15 protein-coding genes and 2 pseudogenes are annotated in these 16,257 nt (G+C 47.6%); 5 read left to right on the forward strand and 12 right to left on the reverse strand.

Annotated features, from left to right (window positions below):
* Positions 1-91 precede the first annotated feature (91 nt).
* Positions 92-1,228 (forward strand): ABC transporter ATP-binding protein, encoded by a 1,137-nt coding sequence (locus KDK19_RS11515; RefSeq protein WP_257274828.1) that lies wholly within the window; start codon positions 92-94, stop codon positions 1,226-1,228.
* Between the two features lie 11 nt (positions 1,229-1,239).
* Positions 1,240-3,429, forward strand: a complete 2,190-nt coding sequence (malQ, locus tag KDK19_RS11520; protein ID WP_257280621.1) for a 4-alpha-glucanotransferase — start codon at positions 1,240-1,242, stop codon at positions 3,427-3,429.
* Between the two features lie 155 nt (positions 3,430-3,584).
* Here the strand turns inward: malQ and KDK19_RS11525 are convergent, their stop codons facing one another.
* A complete protein-coding gene (locus KDK19_RS11525; protein WP_257274825.1) occupies positions 3,585-3,809 on the reverse strand; it encodes a type II toxin-antitoxin system Phd/YefM family antitoxin in 225 nt (74 codons plus the stop codon).
* A 162-nt stretch (positions 3,810-3,971) separates the two neighbouring features.
* The gene (locus KDK19_RS11530; RefSeq protein WP_257292006.1) at positions 3,972-5,150 is read right to left on the reverse strand and encodes a MalM family protein; all 1,179 of its coding nucleotides are present in this window, start codon (positions 5,148-5,150) and stop codon (positions 3,972-3,974) included.
* 369 nt (positions 5,151-5,519) lie between these two features.
* On the opposite strand from KDK19_RS11530, the pseudogene lamB reads away from it, so the two are divergent.
* Positions 5,520-6,959, forward strand: a pseudogene (gene lamB / locus KDK19_RS11535) (maltoporin LamB).
* A gap of 168 nt (positions 6,960-7,127) precedes the next feature.
* Here lamB and KDK19_RS11540 read toward each other — a convergent pair.
* Both KDK19_RS11540 and KDK19_RS11545 read right to left on the reverse strand, forming a co-directional pair.
* Positions 7,128-7,421: an addiction module antidote protein gene (locus tag KDK19_RS11540; RefSeq protein WP_257275735.1), complete on the reverse strand. Its 294-nt coding sequence runs from the start codon at positions 7,419-7,421 to the stop codon at positions 7,128-7,130.
* On the reverse strand, positions 7,414-7,719 hold the full coding sequence (locus tag KDK19_RS11545) for a type II toxin-antitoxin system RelE/ParE family toxin (RefSeq protein ID WP_257275734.1): 306 nt from the start codon (positions 7,717-7,719) through the stop codon (positions 7,414-7,416). The genes KDK19_RS11540 and KDK19_RS11545 overlap by 8 nt, the downstream gene beginning before the upstream one ends.
* 134 nt (positions 7,720-7,853) lie before the next feature.
* Between KDK19_RS11545 and KDK19_RS24370 the strand changes: the two are divergent.
* Positions 7,854-7,964, forward strand: a pseudogene (locus KDK19_RS24370) (DNA-binding protein); the annotation flags it as partial.
* Between the two features lie 146 nt (positions 7,965-8,110).
* On the opposite strand, the gene glk reads toward KDK19_RS24370, so the two are convergent.
* Positions 8,111-9,082, reverse strand: coding sequence for a glucokinase (gene glk, locus KDK19_RS11550; RefSeq protein WP_257288085.1), 972 nt, complete (start codon positions 9,080-9,082; stop codon positions 8,111-8,113).
* A gap of 113 nt (positions 9,083-9,195) precedes the next feature.
* Here glk and tcdA point away from each other — a divergent pair, with 113 nt between their 5' ends.
* Positions 9,196-10,002: a tRNA cyclic N6-threonylcarbamoyladenosine(37) synthase TcdA gene (gene tcdA / locus KDK19_RS11555; RefSeq protein WP_257275737.1), complete on the forward strand. Its 807-nt coding sequence runs from the start codon at positions 9,196-9,198 to the stop codon at positions 10,000-10,002.
* Between the two features lie 43 nt (positions 10,003-10,045).
* Here tcdA and KDK19_RS11560 read toward each other — a convergent pair whose 3' ends face one another.
* Genes KDK19_RS11560 through fliD form a run of 7 tightly spaced genes read right to left on the reverse strand, consistent with a single transcriptional unit; the run spans position 10,046 to position 16,183 of the window.
* Positions 10,046-11,005 (reverse strand): flagellar motor protein MotB, encoded by a 960-nt coding sequence (locus tag KDK19_RS11560; protein ID WP_257275738.1) that lies wholly within the window; start codon positions 11,003-11,005, stop codon positions 10,046-10,048.
* Positions 11,002-11,853, reverse strand: coding sequence for a flagellar motor stator protein MotA (gene motA / locus KDK19_RS11565; RefSeq protein WP_257275739.1), 852 nt, complete (start codon positions 11,851-11,853; stop codon positions 11,002-11,004). The genes KDK19_RS11560 and motA overlap by 4 nt, the downstream gene beginning before the upstream one ends.
* 4 nt (positions 11,854-11,857) lie before the next feature.
* On the reverse strand, positions 11,858-12,592 hold the full coding sequence (locus tag KDK19_RS11570) for a sigma-70 family RNA polymerase sigma factor (RefSeq protein WP_257275740.1): 735 nt from the start codon (positions 12,590-12,592) through the stop codon (positions 11,858-11,860).
* Between the two features lie 16 nt (positions 12,593-12,608).
* Complete coding sequence (gene fliL, locus KDK19_RS11575; protein ID WP_257275741.1) at positions 12,609-13,121, reverse strand: flagellar basal body-associated protein FliL; 513 nt, start codon at positions 13,119-13,121, stop codon at positions 12,609-12,611.
* 30 nt (positions 13,122-13,151) lie between these two features.
* A complete protein-coding gene (locus tag KDK19_RS11580; RefSeq protein ID WP_257275742.1) occupies positions 13,152-14,405 on the reverse strand; it encodes a flagellar hook-length control protein FliK in 1,254 nt (417 codons plus the stop codon).
* 13 nt (positions 14,406-14,418) lie between these two features.
* Positions 14,419-14,820: a flagellar export chaperone FliS gene (gene fliS, locus KDK19_RS11585; RefSeq protein WP_257275743.1), complete on the reverse strand. Its 402-nt coding sequence runs from the start codon at positions 14,818-14,820 to the stop codon at positions 14,419-14,421.
* 13 nt (positions 14,821-14,833) lie between these two features.
* Positions 14,834-16,183: a flagellar filament capping protein FliD gene (fliD, locus tag KDK19_RS11590; protein WP_257275744.1), complete on the reverse strand. Its 1,350-nt coding sequence runs from the start codon at positions 16,181-16,183 to the stop codon at positions 14,834-14,836.
* Positions 16,184-16,257 lie beyond the last annotated feature (74 nt).

The following is a 16,257-nucleotide window of genomic DNA, read 5'->3' on the forward strand; positions in this document are numbered from 1 at the left end:
ACCAATTTATTGCAACCGCAGTAGGACAGCCTTAAGTCCGACAGGCTGCTAGCAGTCTGGTGGGCGCTGCGAATGAAAAACGGAAAAACTTATGGCTGAAGTTAAGCTTGTTAATATTTCCAAAAGCTACGACCAGGGCAGGACCTGGGTTCTCAAGAACATCAACCTGAACATTGCCGAGGGTGAATTTATAGCATTTATCGGGCCTTCTGGCTGCGGTAAGTCCACTCTGCTTCGAATGGTCTGTGGTCTTGAGGATATCACTGAGGGTGAAATGTATATTGCCGGGGAGCAGGTGAATGACTGGCCACCCAACGAACGCAGGGTGGGCATGGTCTTCCAGTCTTATGCGCTCTACCCTCATATGTCCGTTGCTAAAAATATGGCCTTCGGCCTCAAGCTGGCAAAAGCCGACAAATCATTGATCAACAGCCGGGTTGAAGAAGCCGCCCGCATTCTCCAACTGGAGGCCCTGTTGGATCGAAAGCCAAAAGCCATGTCCGGAGGTCAACGACAAAGGGTGGCTATCGGCCGATCCATCGTGCAGCAGCCCAGGGTGTTTTTGTTTGATGAGCCGCTGTCCAATCTCGATGTCGCGCTTCGGGTTCAGATGCGGCAGGAAATAGCCCGACTGCACAACCGTCTGCAAACAACCTCTATTTACGTTACCCATGACCAGGTTGAAGCGATGACTCTGGCAGATCAGATCGTTGTCCTGAGTCCTCTGGCTCAGGGAGCAGAAAGTAACCTGGAGCAGGTTGGGAAGCCACTGGAACTTTATCACCAACCTGCCAACCTGTTCGTTGCCGGATTTATCGGTTCACCCAAAATGAATTTCTTTGATGGTTTTATTGAAGAAACCGGCAACAACGAAACACGACTCAAGTTGACCACCGGGGAAATGCTACGGGCTAACGTTGACAGTCAGGGTGCCAACAAGGGTGAGCGGGTCGTCTTGGGCATTCGACCGGAAGATGCTCTGGCTGAAACAGACAACGGTAATGCGGTTGAAGGCAAGGTCGAAACGCTGGAACGTCTGGGAGCCGAATCTTACATATACATGAGCCACGATACCATTCGAGAAAACTTCATTGTTCGGGTAGAAGACTCGAAAAAGCGTGAAGCAGGCAGCAAGATGAAAATTGAGCTTCCGGTCCAATTTTGTCACCTCTTCAATGCTGAGGGCATAGCTTTTCGTCGTACCCGGGCGCCAGCCTACGACTTGTGAGAGAGACCGCTATGTCTGATCCTGAACTGATTGAGCAGCTGGCCCGATACTATCGCGTTTCCGGAGAATACAGTGACTGGGCGGGTAAGCCAGTCAGCGTCCCCACTGAATACAAACTGCCGATTCTTGGTGCCATGGGATTAAACGTTGAATCTGACGACTCGATAAAGCAAGCGATAGCAGACATTGAACAGCAAAAGTGGCAGCAACCACTCCATCCCGTGTCAGTCTTCACTAAAGGTCAAAGCTATCAGGTCAGCCTGTACCTTGAGGATCAGCAGCTGGGTCATCTGTTCGAAGGTGAAATAATACTGGAAACCGCTGGCCACCACTCTCTGACCCTGAATACCAGCGATATGCCCATAGAGGCCAGTCGCACATTTGAGGGAAGAACCTACCACCACTTGACGTTCAACTTACCGGATGCTTTACCCCTTGGCTACCACCGGCTCTCTCTGCAAAGTGACAAGATGCAAGACAGCGCTCTGATCATTATTGCTCCTGAAACCTGCTATGAACCTGAGAGACTTGGGAGTGGAAATAAACTATGGGGCTGTGCTATCCAGTTATACACTCTTCGAACCGATCATGATTGGGGCATAGGTGACTTTTCCGGCCTGAGTCAGTTAGCGACTCAACTGGCGGAACAGGGCGCAGACATTGTCGGCCTGAACCCTATTCACGCCCTGTACCCGGCCAACCCTCTTCATGCCAGCCCCTACAGCCCATCGAGCCGAACCTTTATTAATCCGTTGTATATCGATATCACGGCCATAACGGACTTCAGGGAATGTGAAGAAGCTCAGAGACAATTTGAAGATCCTGAGTTCAAAGAACAACTGCAACAGGCAAGAGACGAAGAGTATGTGGACTACAGTCTGGTAGCATGGCTGAAGTTTGGTTTTCTGAACACACTGTTTGATCACTTCCATAAGCAACACCTGAGCCCCGAAAGCTCGCGGGGAAAAGCTTTTCTGGACTTTTGCAGAAACCGTGGCCCCGCTCTGGAGCGACATGCCCTTTATGAAGCTATTTATGAGCACTACAAAAAGCTGGACATCAATAACTGGGGATGGCCTTGCTGGGAGTCACAGTTCCAGAACCCGGAATCCGGTGCCGTCAAAGAGTTTGCCAGCCATAACCGAAAACGCATTCAGTACTACATGTACTTGCAGTGGCTGGCTGAAGATCAGCTGACCAAAGCTCAGGAAGCGGCCATTGAAGCCGGTATGCTGGTTGGCATCTATCGTGATTTGGCAGTAGGCGCAGACACTGGCGGCGCCGATGTCTGGAGTCATCGCGACCTTTACTGTCTGGATGCAGGCGTTGGTGCGCCCCCGGATGGTGTAGCGCCCCAGGGACAGAACTGGGGTTTACCTCCCTTTAATCCTCAGGTACTCATCGCTCAGCAGTACCAGCCCTTTATTGAAATGGTTCAGGCCAATATGAACCACTGCGGGGCTTTGAGAATTGATCATGTCATGGGTCTGCTAAGGCTCTGGTGGTGCCCCAAAGGCAAAACGGCTGATTATGGCGCCTATGTCTATTATCCTCTGAATGACTTTCTGGGCATTATCAAACTGGAAAGCCATCGTCGTCAGTGTCTGGTATTTGGAGAGGATCTTGGGACCGTCCCACCTGAAATCGAAGCTTCTCTGCCTCCTGCCCTGTTTTACTCCAATGAAGTGGCTCTGTTCGAGTGTTTGGGTGATCATTTCACGCTACCTCAGGATTACAAACCCATGGCTCTGACCTGTGTCAGTAATCATGACATCCCTCCTCTGAAGGCCTGGTGGAATTGCCTCGATCTGGATTTGCGCCTGCAACTGGGCATTTATGATCACAACCGGGCTCAGCAAGAAAAAGAGGCAAGACACAGAGAAAAGCTGGCTTTGCTGAAAACACTTGCGAACGTCCATGAATTTCCTGAAGGCATGAACCCGCAGGATATTTCCACAATGGAATACTCAAGGGACTTAATGGAAAAAGTTCATTATTACCTGGCTAAGACAGCATCAAAAATCACAGTGATTCAGCTGGAAGAGGTGTTACAGATCGAATCCCCGGTGAATATTCCGGGAACCAGCGAAGAGTATCCAAACTGGCGCAGGAAGTTAACCGACACTCTGGAGAATATTTTTGCTGATGAATCCAACCGGTCGTTTTTTAACAATATGTCAGTGATTAGAAAGGGCGGTTAGGTTTAGCACAACCAAAGTATAAAAATGTATGCGGCTGCTTTAATAGTGGAAACGGCAGGCTTTAAAGATAATCACTCCGGACTTTTTCTGACCAACATATCAACCTTTTATGCTTAGTCTTATGCCTCGCCATCAATCAAGCCTTTTTCTGGAACCTAACCTGCCTCAATTTGGGCAATAGATTCGTTCAAATGTTTTATGTTGTTCGAAGATGACATTAAATGAAGGTTTTCCATCAGGTTGTTGTAGCTGTCCAGTGACATGACCACCGCATCCTCACCTTCCCGCCGGTGGATAATGGTGTGGTTAGCATCTTCGGCCACCTGATCAAGCAGCGACTTCAGATTGTTTCTGGCTTTGGAGTAAGAGATTACATTCATAACAGTATTACCTGAACAATTAATTGAACAATGTCTTTTACAAATTCAGGGCTATTTAAAGATATATCAAGATTCCCGCCACTGTCCGATAGAATGTTGACACACCCATTCGTCCTGAGCCTGTCGAAACGTCGACAAGCTCAAGCGAACTGTCTTCGAAGGCTATCGGTCAAACAGCTGATCCACTTTTTCCAGGGTAGCCTTGATTTGATCAATCACCTTCAATGCTGCAGCACCCTGACCGGTCTTCAGGTAGTCGTATACCTGCAATTGATAGTGATACAAGACTTTCCCGGCATACTCGGTATAACCGTCTTCAAAACCGGGAGTTTTGGGGGAGTTCAGTTTATCGGCGGGCTTACCATACTGTTCGACAAAGTATTCCTCCGTATCCCTGAGAGTGTTTCCCAATTCAGCTCTTGCAAGCATAGCCCTTGCAATATCGCATGACTTAAGGTGTTTATTAACAGCATCAACATAATGCTGCCGGACTTCTTTTGTAAAAGGATCCTCTTCCACTGACAAGGCTCCTGGTATCACAGCAGCAGAGGTAGCTAAAGGAATATTGGGCATTGAAGCAAAAGCCACCTCTGAACTTTTTATACTGATGGCCAGATGCCCTGCATTGCCATGAATAGCGACAGGATCAGGCACCGGCGGTGCAACAACACCGTAAGCTCTGGCATATTCCTTAGCCTCATTCATTAAGGTTGTTTTCCCTTTCCTCAGTTCATCGGTGGTATAGACAAGCATGCAAACTGCCTGTTCGCTGGAAAGCTTGTCATTATCGATGGTGAATTGAGCTTCAATACTTTCAGCGTTGGTAAGCCCTGGCTTTTTATACTTGATCTGACGTTCAGGTACCTTGGCTATGATGTTATGAGACTGATCGAGCAGTGCAACCGCTGGATAGAACAGCTGTTCCTTATCATCATCCTTGACCACATAGCTGTTTATAGTCACTTTATGAATGCCCGTTTGCGGCAGACTGAAAGCCAGAACCGGAGTTTCTCCGGAGGATTGTTTTAGTCTTGAAGTGAACTCGTTAACGACAATGCGAGCCTGTTTTTTGTCGGCAGGATACCTTAATGGATGACAAGTAATGTCCTTAACTGAGTTGTACACTTTACCTTCTGAGTCAGGCTGCTTTATTGTTTCTTCCCGGCTATTAAAATGAGAGCAGCCCATCAGGGTTATGACAGGGGCAAGAATACACGCGAAAAGAAACTGTTTTTTCATCACGCCAGACACTTGTCGTTCTTTATAAAACATCCCCTTTAATAATCCTTTAATTCGGCCATTTCCAGTACCGAATATTTCGATACCTCTCAGTAAACTCATAAACTGTATACCTGAATTCACGATCAACAATAAAATGCAGCATTTTTTCACTCTCAGTTACAGTATTGCTGCACAGGCTCCGGGAGCCTGTCTGCAAACATAGTCGTATTTGAGCCAGGCTGGATAAAAAACTGTATTAACTCCTCTTTTTTCTTAATTACTTTGCTGATTGTGAATCTCTGGTCTAGATTTCCTACGGGTACACCGAAAACATAATTCTCAGATCCATTCGGTTTATTTACTCAAGCCGCCATGAACATGAAATGGCTCCGAAACTCGGGAAAACCGCATCTTCATGGCAACAGACCAGAGCAGCTTAGCCAACGGTTAGCTCTGGTCAACTGTCGTACACACACAAGGTAAATGGCAATGATTCGGATACAGAGTACTCTGTCTGCTCTGGGTCGCAGTATTGGAGTTATTTCTCTCGCTTCCCTCCCTGCGCTTTCCTGGGGCTTTGAAGAAGTCAATGTTGATTTTCATGGCTATGCCCGCTCGGGCATAGGTCGTTCAGCAGAGGGAGGAGATCAGGCCTGCTTTAAAGCGGCAGGAGCACCCGCCAAATATCGTCTGGGTAACGAGTGTGAAACTTACACATAGCTCAAGCTCGGTGCTGAGCTGTCGGATGATAACAACACTTCGTTCAGGCTGGATACCAATATCGCCTACAAAGTTTTTCAGAACAATGACTGGGAAATGCCCGGAACAGGCGACGATTATTATGGCAACAACGAATTTGCCCTTAGAGAAGTCAACTTACAGGCCAGGAATATCATGGAAGGTATGCCGGAGGCCATGCTCTGGGCCGGCAAACGCTTTTATCAGAGACATGATGTTCATATGAACGATTGGTACTACTGGGATGTTTCTGGCCCCGGTGCCGGGATTCAGGATATCGACGTTGGCATAGGCAAGTTTGATATTGCCTGGCTAAGAAATACACCCGAAGTTAATTTCGATATCACTAATCCCAATAATAAAGCCAATCTTGAAACAGATATCATTGATCTCAGACTGAAAGATTTGAGACTTATGGACAACCTCAGCCTTGAACTGGGAGTTGATTACGGGAAGGGGAATCCTCCTGATAATATTGCAAACAAGGAGCTTTTTGATAAAGACGGATGGCTGGTTACAGCTGAGCTGACCTGGGAGGTTCTGGATGGCTTTAACAAGTTTGCAGTGCAATACGCCAGCGATGCCATGACGGGTCCGGGCGTTGGCTCAACCGGCCGCTTTATCAATACAGCAGAGTGGTTTGAGGGTAACAAGCTCTATCGGGTGCTTGACCATGGTTCATTCTCTCTGAGTGACCAGATGGACATCATGTATGTTGCAGCCTGGACTCAGGTGGAATACGACGAAGAAGCTCAAAAACTGGATGCTTCCTTGCCTGACAAGAAAACCTGGCTGACTGCAGGTATCAGACCCATCTGGAAATGGACCGAAATCACCAGTACTGCTATCGAGCTGGGATGGGACAAAGTAGAGAATGCCTATTATTCATCAGCTTTGCCTGCTGACAATAATTCTTTTGATAGCCAGCTGTTGAAGTTTACCATTGCGCAGCAGTTCCATCCTAAATTTGGAGCCTTTGTCAGACCAGTGATCAGAGTATTTGCCACTTACGCAGATTGGGACGCTTTTGACAATACTGATTGCAAAGCATCTGAAGCCGCTGAAAAAGCATGCAGTGCGGCAGGTCTTTCATACTTCGATACAGGAACCACACCAGATCAAATCATGAACACCTTTGGCACAGACGCCAGCGGCTGGACATATGGTGTGCAGTTTGAGGCTTGGTGGTAATCCGTAATCTGAAATGAACAGAGAGGCGGGTTTTATGCCATGGGGTTGAGTGAGGTATGTTAAAAAAATCCCAGGCAATAATATGTTACTTATGATCAAGATAAGGCTGCAATTATGCAGCCTTTTTTTCTTGTATTTGGCGCATACCTCTAACCTTGAACAATAAACTTATACCCGCAAAGGCTTGCCGATATTCATAGAAACTCCCAGAGCCTTACATACAGCCAGAAGAGTTTTCAGACTTGGATTACCCTCTTCACTCAGCGAACGATAGAGGCTTTCACGAGACAAACCGGTTTCTTTTGCAAGTTTACTCATTCCTTTAGCTCTGGCCACAACGCCCAGTGAGTCGGCAATAAAGCCAGCATGACCAGTTGCTATCGCCTCGTCTATGTAACACTGAATAGCTTCATCGTTATCAAGGAACTCAGCAGGGTCAAAGTCTGTTATTTTACTATCCATTATTAGCTCTCCAATCTTTATATAGCGCTCTGGCAAGATCTATTTGTTTCTGTTGATCTTTCTTTTGACTTCCACAAAATACAATAATCAGCTCACTGCCTTGACGCACAAAATAGACACGGTAGCCCTTGCCTGTATCAATCCTCAACTCGCTTAAGCCACCTCCAACAGGCTTCACGTCCCCAGATAATCCGAACTCCAAGCGCTTCACTCTCGATAATATGGATGCTTTGGCCTTCGGATCTTTCAAAGCTTTAAGCCATCTTCTGAAAACACCATGTTGTTTGACTGTAATCATGCCTCTATTGTAGCTTAAATACTACACAGCCAAAAGTTTGGGGCTGATAGACTCTACTGAGCGGCATGCAGTGCAGCAGGTCTTGATTACTTTGATACCGTTATCAACGCCGCAATAGCGGAAAACAGTTCGGGCTCAACCGAGAAAGCCTCTACAAAGCGTTCAATGGCAAGGCTCAACCTCGTTGGGATACCATACATCGCCTGCTGAAAGCGCTGGGTGTCAGGCTGACTATTGCAGCCTGATCTGGTGAGTGCTTTCAACCAACCATTGATCGTTTTTTAACCACTTATTTGCAGTTTGTTATTTCCCTGAAGTTCGGAAAACCACCCAAAGGTTAATCCCAGACTTATCCACAACCTCTGGGGATACTTTTAGAAGACAGCTGACTTCAATGATAACCTGAACAGTTCAAATAGGCCGCCGCTCCTGTTAACCCCGGATGTTCAGACAGTATCAGCGATGTCGGTATGCCTGACATGTAACCTTTCATCTTGTCCCTGTTCTCAAAAGCTTTCCGGAATGTGCCTCTGGCAAACAGTTTTTTAACTCTTGGGATAATTCCACCCGCAATATAGACACCGCCCCTTGCTCCCAGGATCAGTGCCGCATTTCCGGCGGTATTGCCAAGAATCTCAAAAAAGTGGTCCAGCACTTCATAGGCCAGAGAATCATTTTGTTCCAGAGCCTGAACCGTGATATCTGCCGCCTGTAGTTTATCCATCCGACCATCGAGACTGGAGTGCGCTTCATACAATAATTCCAGACCTGAGCCAGAGAGTATTCTCTCAACCCCCAACAACCCCCCAACCTCTTTTCGGATGAATCGCCAGACACTAATATCTCTTTCCGTAGAAGGTGCAAAGTCGGCATTGCCGCCTTCTCCGGGCAGAGCCTGCCAACCCACAGGGGTTTCGATTAATCCACAAAGCCCCAGACCGGTTCCCGGGCCGATCACCAGCTTGACGGCATCAGGATCAACGTCCAACTCAGGCCCAACAGGCATGAGTTCGTTTGAAGGAAGGTGAGGAACCGCCAAAGCCTGCGCGGCAAAATCATTGATCAGCGCCATCACTTCCAATTCAAAGTCCTGTTTGAACTGTTGCTGATCAATTTTCCAGTGGCTGTTAGTGAAACTGACTTTTCCGTCCACGACCGGACCGGCAACGGCAAGACAAACTCTGGTAATGGTTTCAACGCCCTGATTTTTCAGGTAGAGCCGGACGGCATCTTCAAGATCGGAATAATCAATACTCGACATTGTCTGAATACCTTCCAGCACCAGACTGTCAGGATTCACCAGAGCAAAACGGGCATTGGTACCACCAATATCCCCCACCAGAGATCGCAATACTTGAGTCATCCGATACTCCCGGGCCAACCGGCTCCATGACAAGAGAGGATGTCAGTATTATAATCCTGCGCCCGGATTCATGACCTGTAAGATTTTTACCCAAAGGCTCTCGGACTCTTTTTATGACAGTTGCTTCGGAACATTCAACCACTGGCTATGACGCCCGATTTGGAGGCAGCCGCCGTCTCTATGGCAGCGATGCCGTAGACAGGCTGAAACAGTCCCATATCTGCGTCATAGGTATTGGCGGAGTCGGCTCCTGGGCAGCAGAGGCTCTGGCCAGAACCGGGGTGGGCAGCATTACTCTGATTGATCTGGATGATGTTTGTGTCACTAACATCAACCGTCAACTCCATGCCACCACCGAAACGATTGGTCAGTCCAAATGTGAAGTGATGGCCAGCCGCATTCAGTCCATTAATCCGGACTGCCAGTGCCATGTCATTGAAAACTTTATAACAACCGAAAATGTGTCTGAGCTGATCAGTCAGGACTTCGATTATGTACTGGATGCCATAGACAGTTTCAGAATCAAGGCTGCCCTGATTCATCACTGCAAAAGAAACAAGATTCCAGTGATCACAACCGGTGGTGCCGGTGGTCAGGTCGATCCCACCCAGATACAGATTACCGACCTCACCAAAACCTGGCACGACCCTCTGGCAAAAAAAGTCAGAAATCATCTGAGAGACTTCCACGGCTTTACTAAAAACAACAAGCGGAAGTTTGGTGTCGATTGTGTCTTTTCTTCAGAACAGGCGGTTTATCCTCAGCCCGATGGAACGGTATGCCAGCAGAAACCTTCGGATCTGGGGTCAACAAAAATGGATTGTGCCAGTGGTTTTGGTGCCACGACCGTAGTGACGGCTACGTTTGGCTTTGTGGCCGTCTCTCGTATCATTAAAAAAATCATCGATAAGAAAATCTGAGTAACTGACGGAATCGAATATTTCTGGCTCATTGGGCAGGTAACTAATTGCCCCATTCTATATTGTCTTTCATTTCTTCCGGGAGTTGATTACTTTTGGCTTTTTCGAGCGCTTTGCGCATTTTCCGTGAGTCTCCTTCGCTCAGCTTTTGGGTGCCTTCTTCAATGGGTGCAAACATCTTTTCAATCCGCTCTTCCATATCTTTTGCCAGGAGCAGAATTTCAATTCTACGATTGGAGCTGGCTTCAGGGTTTTCAGGGTTGCGCAATACCCGGTCAGCCATACCCAATACCATCATAATCCGGGACTCTTCTAATCCTCCGAAAACCAGCGTTCTTCTTGCAATCTGAGCCCGGGCTGATGACAGCTCCCAGTTTGAATAGTCATTCCTCTGAAAGCCAGAGCTGTCAGTATGCCCGCTTATCATGAGGTTGAAAGAAAGTTTGTTCAGAATAGGGGCCAGTTCAAGCAGTAAATCCTGAAAAAATGGCTGCAGTCTCGCCCTCCCCTTTTCAAACATATCCCGCTTGTTATTGTCCAGAATGACAATGCGCAAGCCTTCCGGTGTTTCCTCCAAATAAATGTAATCTTCATATCTTCCGGCTGACTTACTGCCACCGATCAATTTTTGTAATTCATCGGACAGCTTGTCGAAAATCAGCGTGTTATTCAGTGTTTTGGTGTTTTGGTCAGCAATAACTTCAGTGTCTTCCCTGCCTTGTTTGCCTGGCCCCGGTTTGGGAATATCCACCACAGTATTTGCTACCCCAAAATTAATGGGCTTGGAGCTGCTTGGATGGCGGAATGAGCCCGGATCTTCAAAATAGGTCGCAATGGCTTTCTTCTGCTCCTTATCAGTGGCACTCATAATCCACAGTAGAAGAAACAAAGCCATCATGGCAATGGCAAAATCAGCAAAGGCTACTTTCCATGAACCTCCATGATGACCATCACCATGACCGCCATGCTTCTTTTTGATGACAATAACATGACCTTTGCTCATTGGCCGTCCAGTAACTCTTCCAGTTCACCGAAAGTGGGTCGTTTGTCTGAAAAAAGCATTTTTCTGCCAGAATCAACTGAAACAATGGGAGGAAACCCGGACTTGTTAGTGCCCAGCCCCACCTTAATGCATTCAAATGCTCTTATTTCCTGATTGATTGAGTGACCAATGGCCGTTGCGCATGGTCCAACCAGTCCGTAGGCCATAAATATGCCAAGAAAAGTCCCTGTCAGAGCCGCAGCAATCAATCTGCCCAGTTGATCCATCGGGCCATCTATCGCGCCCATCGTAATAACAATACCCAATACTGCTGCCAGAATACCGAAGCCCGGCAAAGCATCCGAAATCAGCTGCAGAGCATCTGCCGGACGCATCATTTCTGACTCCATGGATTCAATTTCTTCCTCAATAATGGTTTCGTATTCGTGGGGTTCAATGCCGTCTACCAGTGACAGCCTGAGGTTTTCAGCAATGAAGTTATAGATATGAGGCGTCTTCATAATCAGAGGATATTTTGAAAAAACATCACTGTTTTCAGGGTTTTCTATGTGCTCTTCAAGGGCCTTACTCCCCCCCTTTTTTTTCGCCATATTAAATAATGTATACATAAGGGAGAGCAGCTCATCATAATATTCACGATTAAAACCTGAATTGTTGACGGTATAAACCAAGTGCCGTCCCGCCGCTTTCACAACGTTAGTTGGGTTGGCAATGATGAATGCCCCCAATGCTCCACCACCAATCATCACTATTTCTGCGGGCTGCCAGATAGCCGCCATTTCACCACCAGCAGCCATAAAACCACCAAAGATGCAGCCAAGCTGGATCAGTAGCCCCAAGATTTTCATAGCATTAGTCCCTGTTCCATTCTTCCAGCAGCGAGCGCAATCGTAAGACAGCCTGACGGTGTAACTGACAAATACGGGCCTCCGTCAGGTCCAAAGCTTCTCCAATTTCTTTCATATTCAGTTCATGAACGTAATAAAGATTCATCAGATGTTGCTCTCGTTCCGGCAGCTCCTGTAATGCTTTTGCCAGAGCTTTACTGCGCTCTCCACCCATGGCAACCACTTCTACAGAGTCGTCATCATTGATCTCTATGATTCGGCTGTCAGACTCACCCTGCATCAGCCCATCCAGACTCAACAGACTGTCGGAACTACTGCCCTGTAACATACGGTGGTATCGCTCAAGACTGACGCCAAGTTCTTCTGCAATTTCGGACTCGGACGGAGCCCGTCCCAGGTTTGTATTTAACTTCTGGATGGCATTACTGATTTTCTGCCCGTGTTCCCGGTCTGTTCTGCTGCGCCAGTCCCACTGTCGTAGCTCATCAATCACTGCGCCTCGAATCCGGGTTTTGGCAAACTGTTCAAAGGGGACTTTGCGACCCGGATCATAACGACTGGCAGCATCCAGCAGACCCATCATGCCTGCTTGCAAGAGATCATCCCGGGAGATGTTGCTGCCCAGACTGCTGGCCAGATGCAGCACAATCTTCTTAACCAGGGACAAGTGCTGCTTAACCAGAACATCCCGCTGATTTCCTGCCTGTTGGCGATAAGCGTTAAGTCCTTTTTGCTGCATGTCTGCCACTAAGCTGCTACTGAATCACAAGATCCGTAATCAGACAGTCATCCACCCTTGCTCCCACCCTCTCTTTGTCCAGCAGTGCATTCACTCTTGCCAGCGTTTCAGCGCGGATAATCTCTGTGACGCCCCCGGCTTTAACCTGTTCATAAGAGAGAGAGCCCAGGTAGTTGATGACTTCATTACGAATAAGTGGCCGATAAGCTTCCAGTGTTGCGATCACCGTTTCATCCCGTACCATCCATGACAGTTTTATCTGCATATATCGAGGTCGGGCATCACTTTTAAGAGTGATAATAAACGGCTCAAGCATCATAAAACTGGGTGGCGCCAATGCTGCCACTGGTTGCTGCGGTTGCTGTTGCTGTTGCTGTTGCGGTTGCTCTTTAGGAGCCATCATTGTCATTGCTACAAAACCGCCACCACCAGCCAGCAACAGCACCAGAAGAATAATGATGATGATTAATAACTTGCTGTTGCCTGAATTTTTGTCTTCAGAGGCACTGCTTTCCTTTTCATCTGCCATGAGTCCAAAAACTCCTTTTCCGATGATCTGTTAAACGAAATGATCCAATAATCTGCCGCCATGAACCCTGAATTGTTCCTGGGCACTCTGATAACCCTTTGATTCATGACAACCATCGGCGGTGGGCAGGTATTCTGAAGATTGTTCCGATGTATCGGCCTCTTTCTGGCTACCCACATCCACTGACATTTGCCCCAGAGTCAGTGATTCACTATTAAGAGCTTCCCGCAGGCGATCGCCATGAAGCAGCAACAAGTCTCTGGCTGCCGGTGTTGCCGTTATCGCCTGAAGGCTGACAGCGTCTCTATCAACGCTCACAGTCAGCGTTACCCGGCCTAATTCCGGTGGGTCTAAGCGAAACTCCATTTTCTGCTCACCCTGCTTAATCATCTGGACCACTGTCTGCCCAAACGGTCGCTGGGCTAGTTCAGGTTGCAGGAAAGGTTGTTTAACTAGAGGTGACTGAGCGGCTGATGATGGCTCAGTCATCTGAATTGAAACAGAATGTTGTGGCGCCTGATGAGCAATGGCCGTTATTGACTCAGATTGTTGCATCAATACAGGCACTGTTTTTAGAGTGGCCTTTCGCTCCATTTCAAGATTGAACAGAGGCTGCGGAGCTGGAATTTCTTTTATTCCATTGTGATTTTTTATCTCCGGCACTTTGGCTTCTGCCAGGATTTGATCCGGTTTTAATGTGACTTCCGGCCTGAGCTTTTCTGTTTGGTGATTTACCTCCAACACCTGATTAACATCCGTTAATGGTCTTTGAGCCTGAGTCGCCCTCTGGGTGATAACCGGAGTCAAAGAGACCTCTGATGCCCGGGTTCGGACAGGCAGCTGGAGTTTTGCAGCCTTTATGGGCATTGACACATTTGAATCGGGTCGTTCAGTTACCCCTTCTGTTAAAGAGGTATTTTTTATCTCCACAGTGGCCTGTTCAGGTTTTTTCTCGCTTGTCACTATTGGCAAGTGTGTAACGGGAAAATGCTTTGTCCGTTCTGAAGCCCCCGGGCTTGCCAAAAGCACATCTGATTTTGCCTGCCAATTAACAGGCAACAATTGTGGAGATAAAAGCTCCGGAGATAAAAGCTCTGGAGAGACTAACTCTGTGGCTGCAGATTCTATTGAGGAAAACTGTTGAAGAATGGTGTCAAACGTCAACTCTGAAGAGGTTGTAGCTGCCTGAGCAGCCGCCATGACCTGCGGTTGGGCACCCTCAACCGACGGCACCGAACCGGACAAAGATAACAACGAAAAAACTGGCAGTCCCTGATTTTCCATTCAAACCGCCCCGTTACTGGATAGTTGCCATCGCAGCTTGAGGTGTGGAAATATAAGTCCAGGCTTCCTGAATTTCTTTTAACAGCCCCATCACTTCACTGATAGCGGACACATCATTACCTGTATTGGCATCTGTTAAACGTCTAATACAATAGAGATATAACGATTGAAGATTGTCGGCTAAGTCACCGCCTTTTTGAAAATCCAGTGACTGTTCCAGTACCAGCAGAATTTCGATGGCAAGGGAGAGTCGATCCGACTTGTTGGTAAAATCTTTTCGCTCAATGTAGTGGCTTGCCTTAGCCAGATTGTCCATCAGTTTAGTAAACAACACACCCACCAGCTGAACAGAATCAGACGCTTCTACACCTGCTTTTTCCTGTTGTTTATAAGCACCCAGACCTTTTTGCTTCATGACCCCTCCATGATCAGGAATTATTGTTATTCAGACTATTCAGACTGCTGGTGATCCAATCACTGGTTCCACTCAGTGATGCCAGAATACTTTCCATCGTCAGGAACTGATTCTGGTAATAACTGCGGGTTCGTTCCAGTCTCAACTCCAGTGCGGCACGATCATCTTCAATATCACTCAAGCCTTCATTAATCCTGTCTTCCCGACTGTCAAGCGTTCCGCTACTTTCAAGGTGAGGTGTGAGAACGGCTGCCAGTTGACTCATTAAGCCATCTTCACCGGCCAGCACTTCTGCCAATTCATCAAAGTTGTTAGCCAGAGCTTCATCCAGACTATCGGAATCCAGATTTAACGAGCCGTCTTCGGTGGTTGTCAGCCCCAATTGCCCGAGCGTTCTGAATGTGTCACCGTCTTCACCGTATAAAGAGCTGATGACACTTCTCAACTGTCCCTCAATAGCCCGGGCCTGGGCATCACCATTAAGAGGCCCCGCTGTAATACCGTTGAAATCCGTCAGGTTATCAAGGGTAGACTTAACATTGTTCCAGGCATCCACAAACCCCTGCATAGACTCTTTCAGGCTGTCTTTGTCTATGGAAATATTTACGGTTACCGGATCTGTGCTGACGGCTTTCAAATCAAGCGTGACGCCATCAATAAGATTTTCGAGCTGGTTATCTTCGGAAGTAATAGTGATGGCAGAGGCCCCTGAACCAAACCGTATGCTGGCATCGACTGCCACCTGCAAGTCGGTAAAGGATCCCAGAGTTTCTGATCCACCGGAAAGGCCACTGAAATCACTCGTTATGGTGTTTGCTGCGCCAGATTTCTCGCTAGTCAGCATAAGACGTTGCTGACCGCTTTCATTGATAATTGTTGCCTGCACTCCGGAGTTATCAGCAGCATTGTTTATGGCATCACGTACATCAGTCAGGCTCTCTGTTCCCGGTTCGATAACAACAGAGAAGCTTTCACCGTTAACCGAGAGGTTGACCGTTCCGGAACCAACGGTGGCATCTGAAGCAATAGATGTGGATACCGTCTGATGGCGGGTGGCCAGCTGATCCACATAAAACTGATAACTGCCTGCCCCGGCGCTGCTGGAAACAGTTGCACTCAGAACTGACTCATTACTGATGCTGACTGCCCTGGGACTGAATTTACTGATGCTGTTCAGGCTTTCTATCTGGGTATTAAAATCATCCAGAGCAGACTTTAGCGTCCCAACAGCAGAGAGTTCCACGTTAAAGGCCTCCTCTCTGCGGGCATAACGGCTTTCGGTCGGAGCACGCTCAGCCTCCACCAAAGCGTTCACCATGGAGCTCACATCGAGTCCCGAGAAAATGCCATTCAAACTGAACATAATCAGCCTCTGATTAATGCCTGCTTTTATTCAGTCGGCACTGCTTTGAGAAACATAACCGAATAACAGACAGC

The sequence above is a fragment of the Endozoicomonas sp. ONNA1 genome (assembly GCF_024606325.1).
Classification (GTDB): Bacteria; Pseudomonadota; Gammaproteobacteria; order Pseudomonadales; family Endozoicomonadaceae; genus Endozoicomonas_A.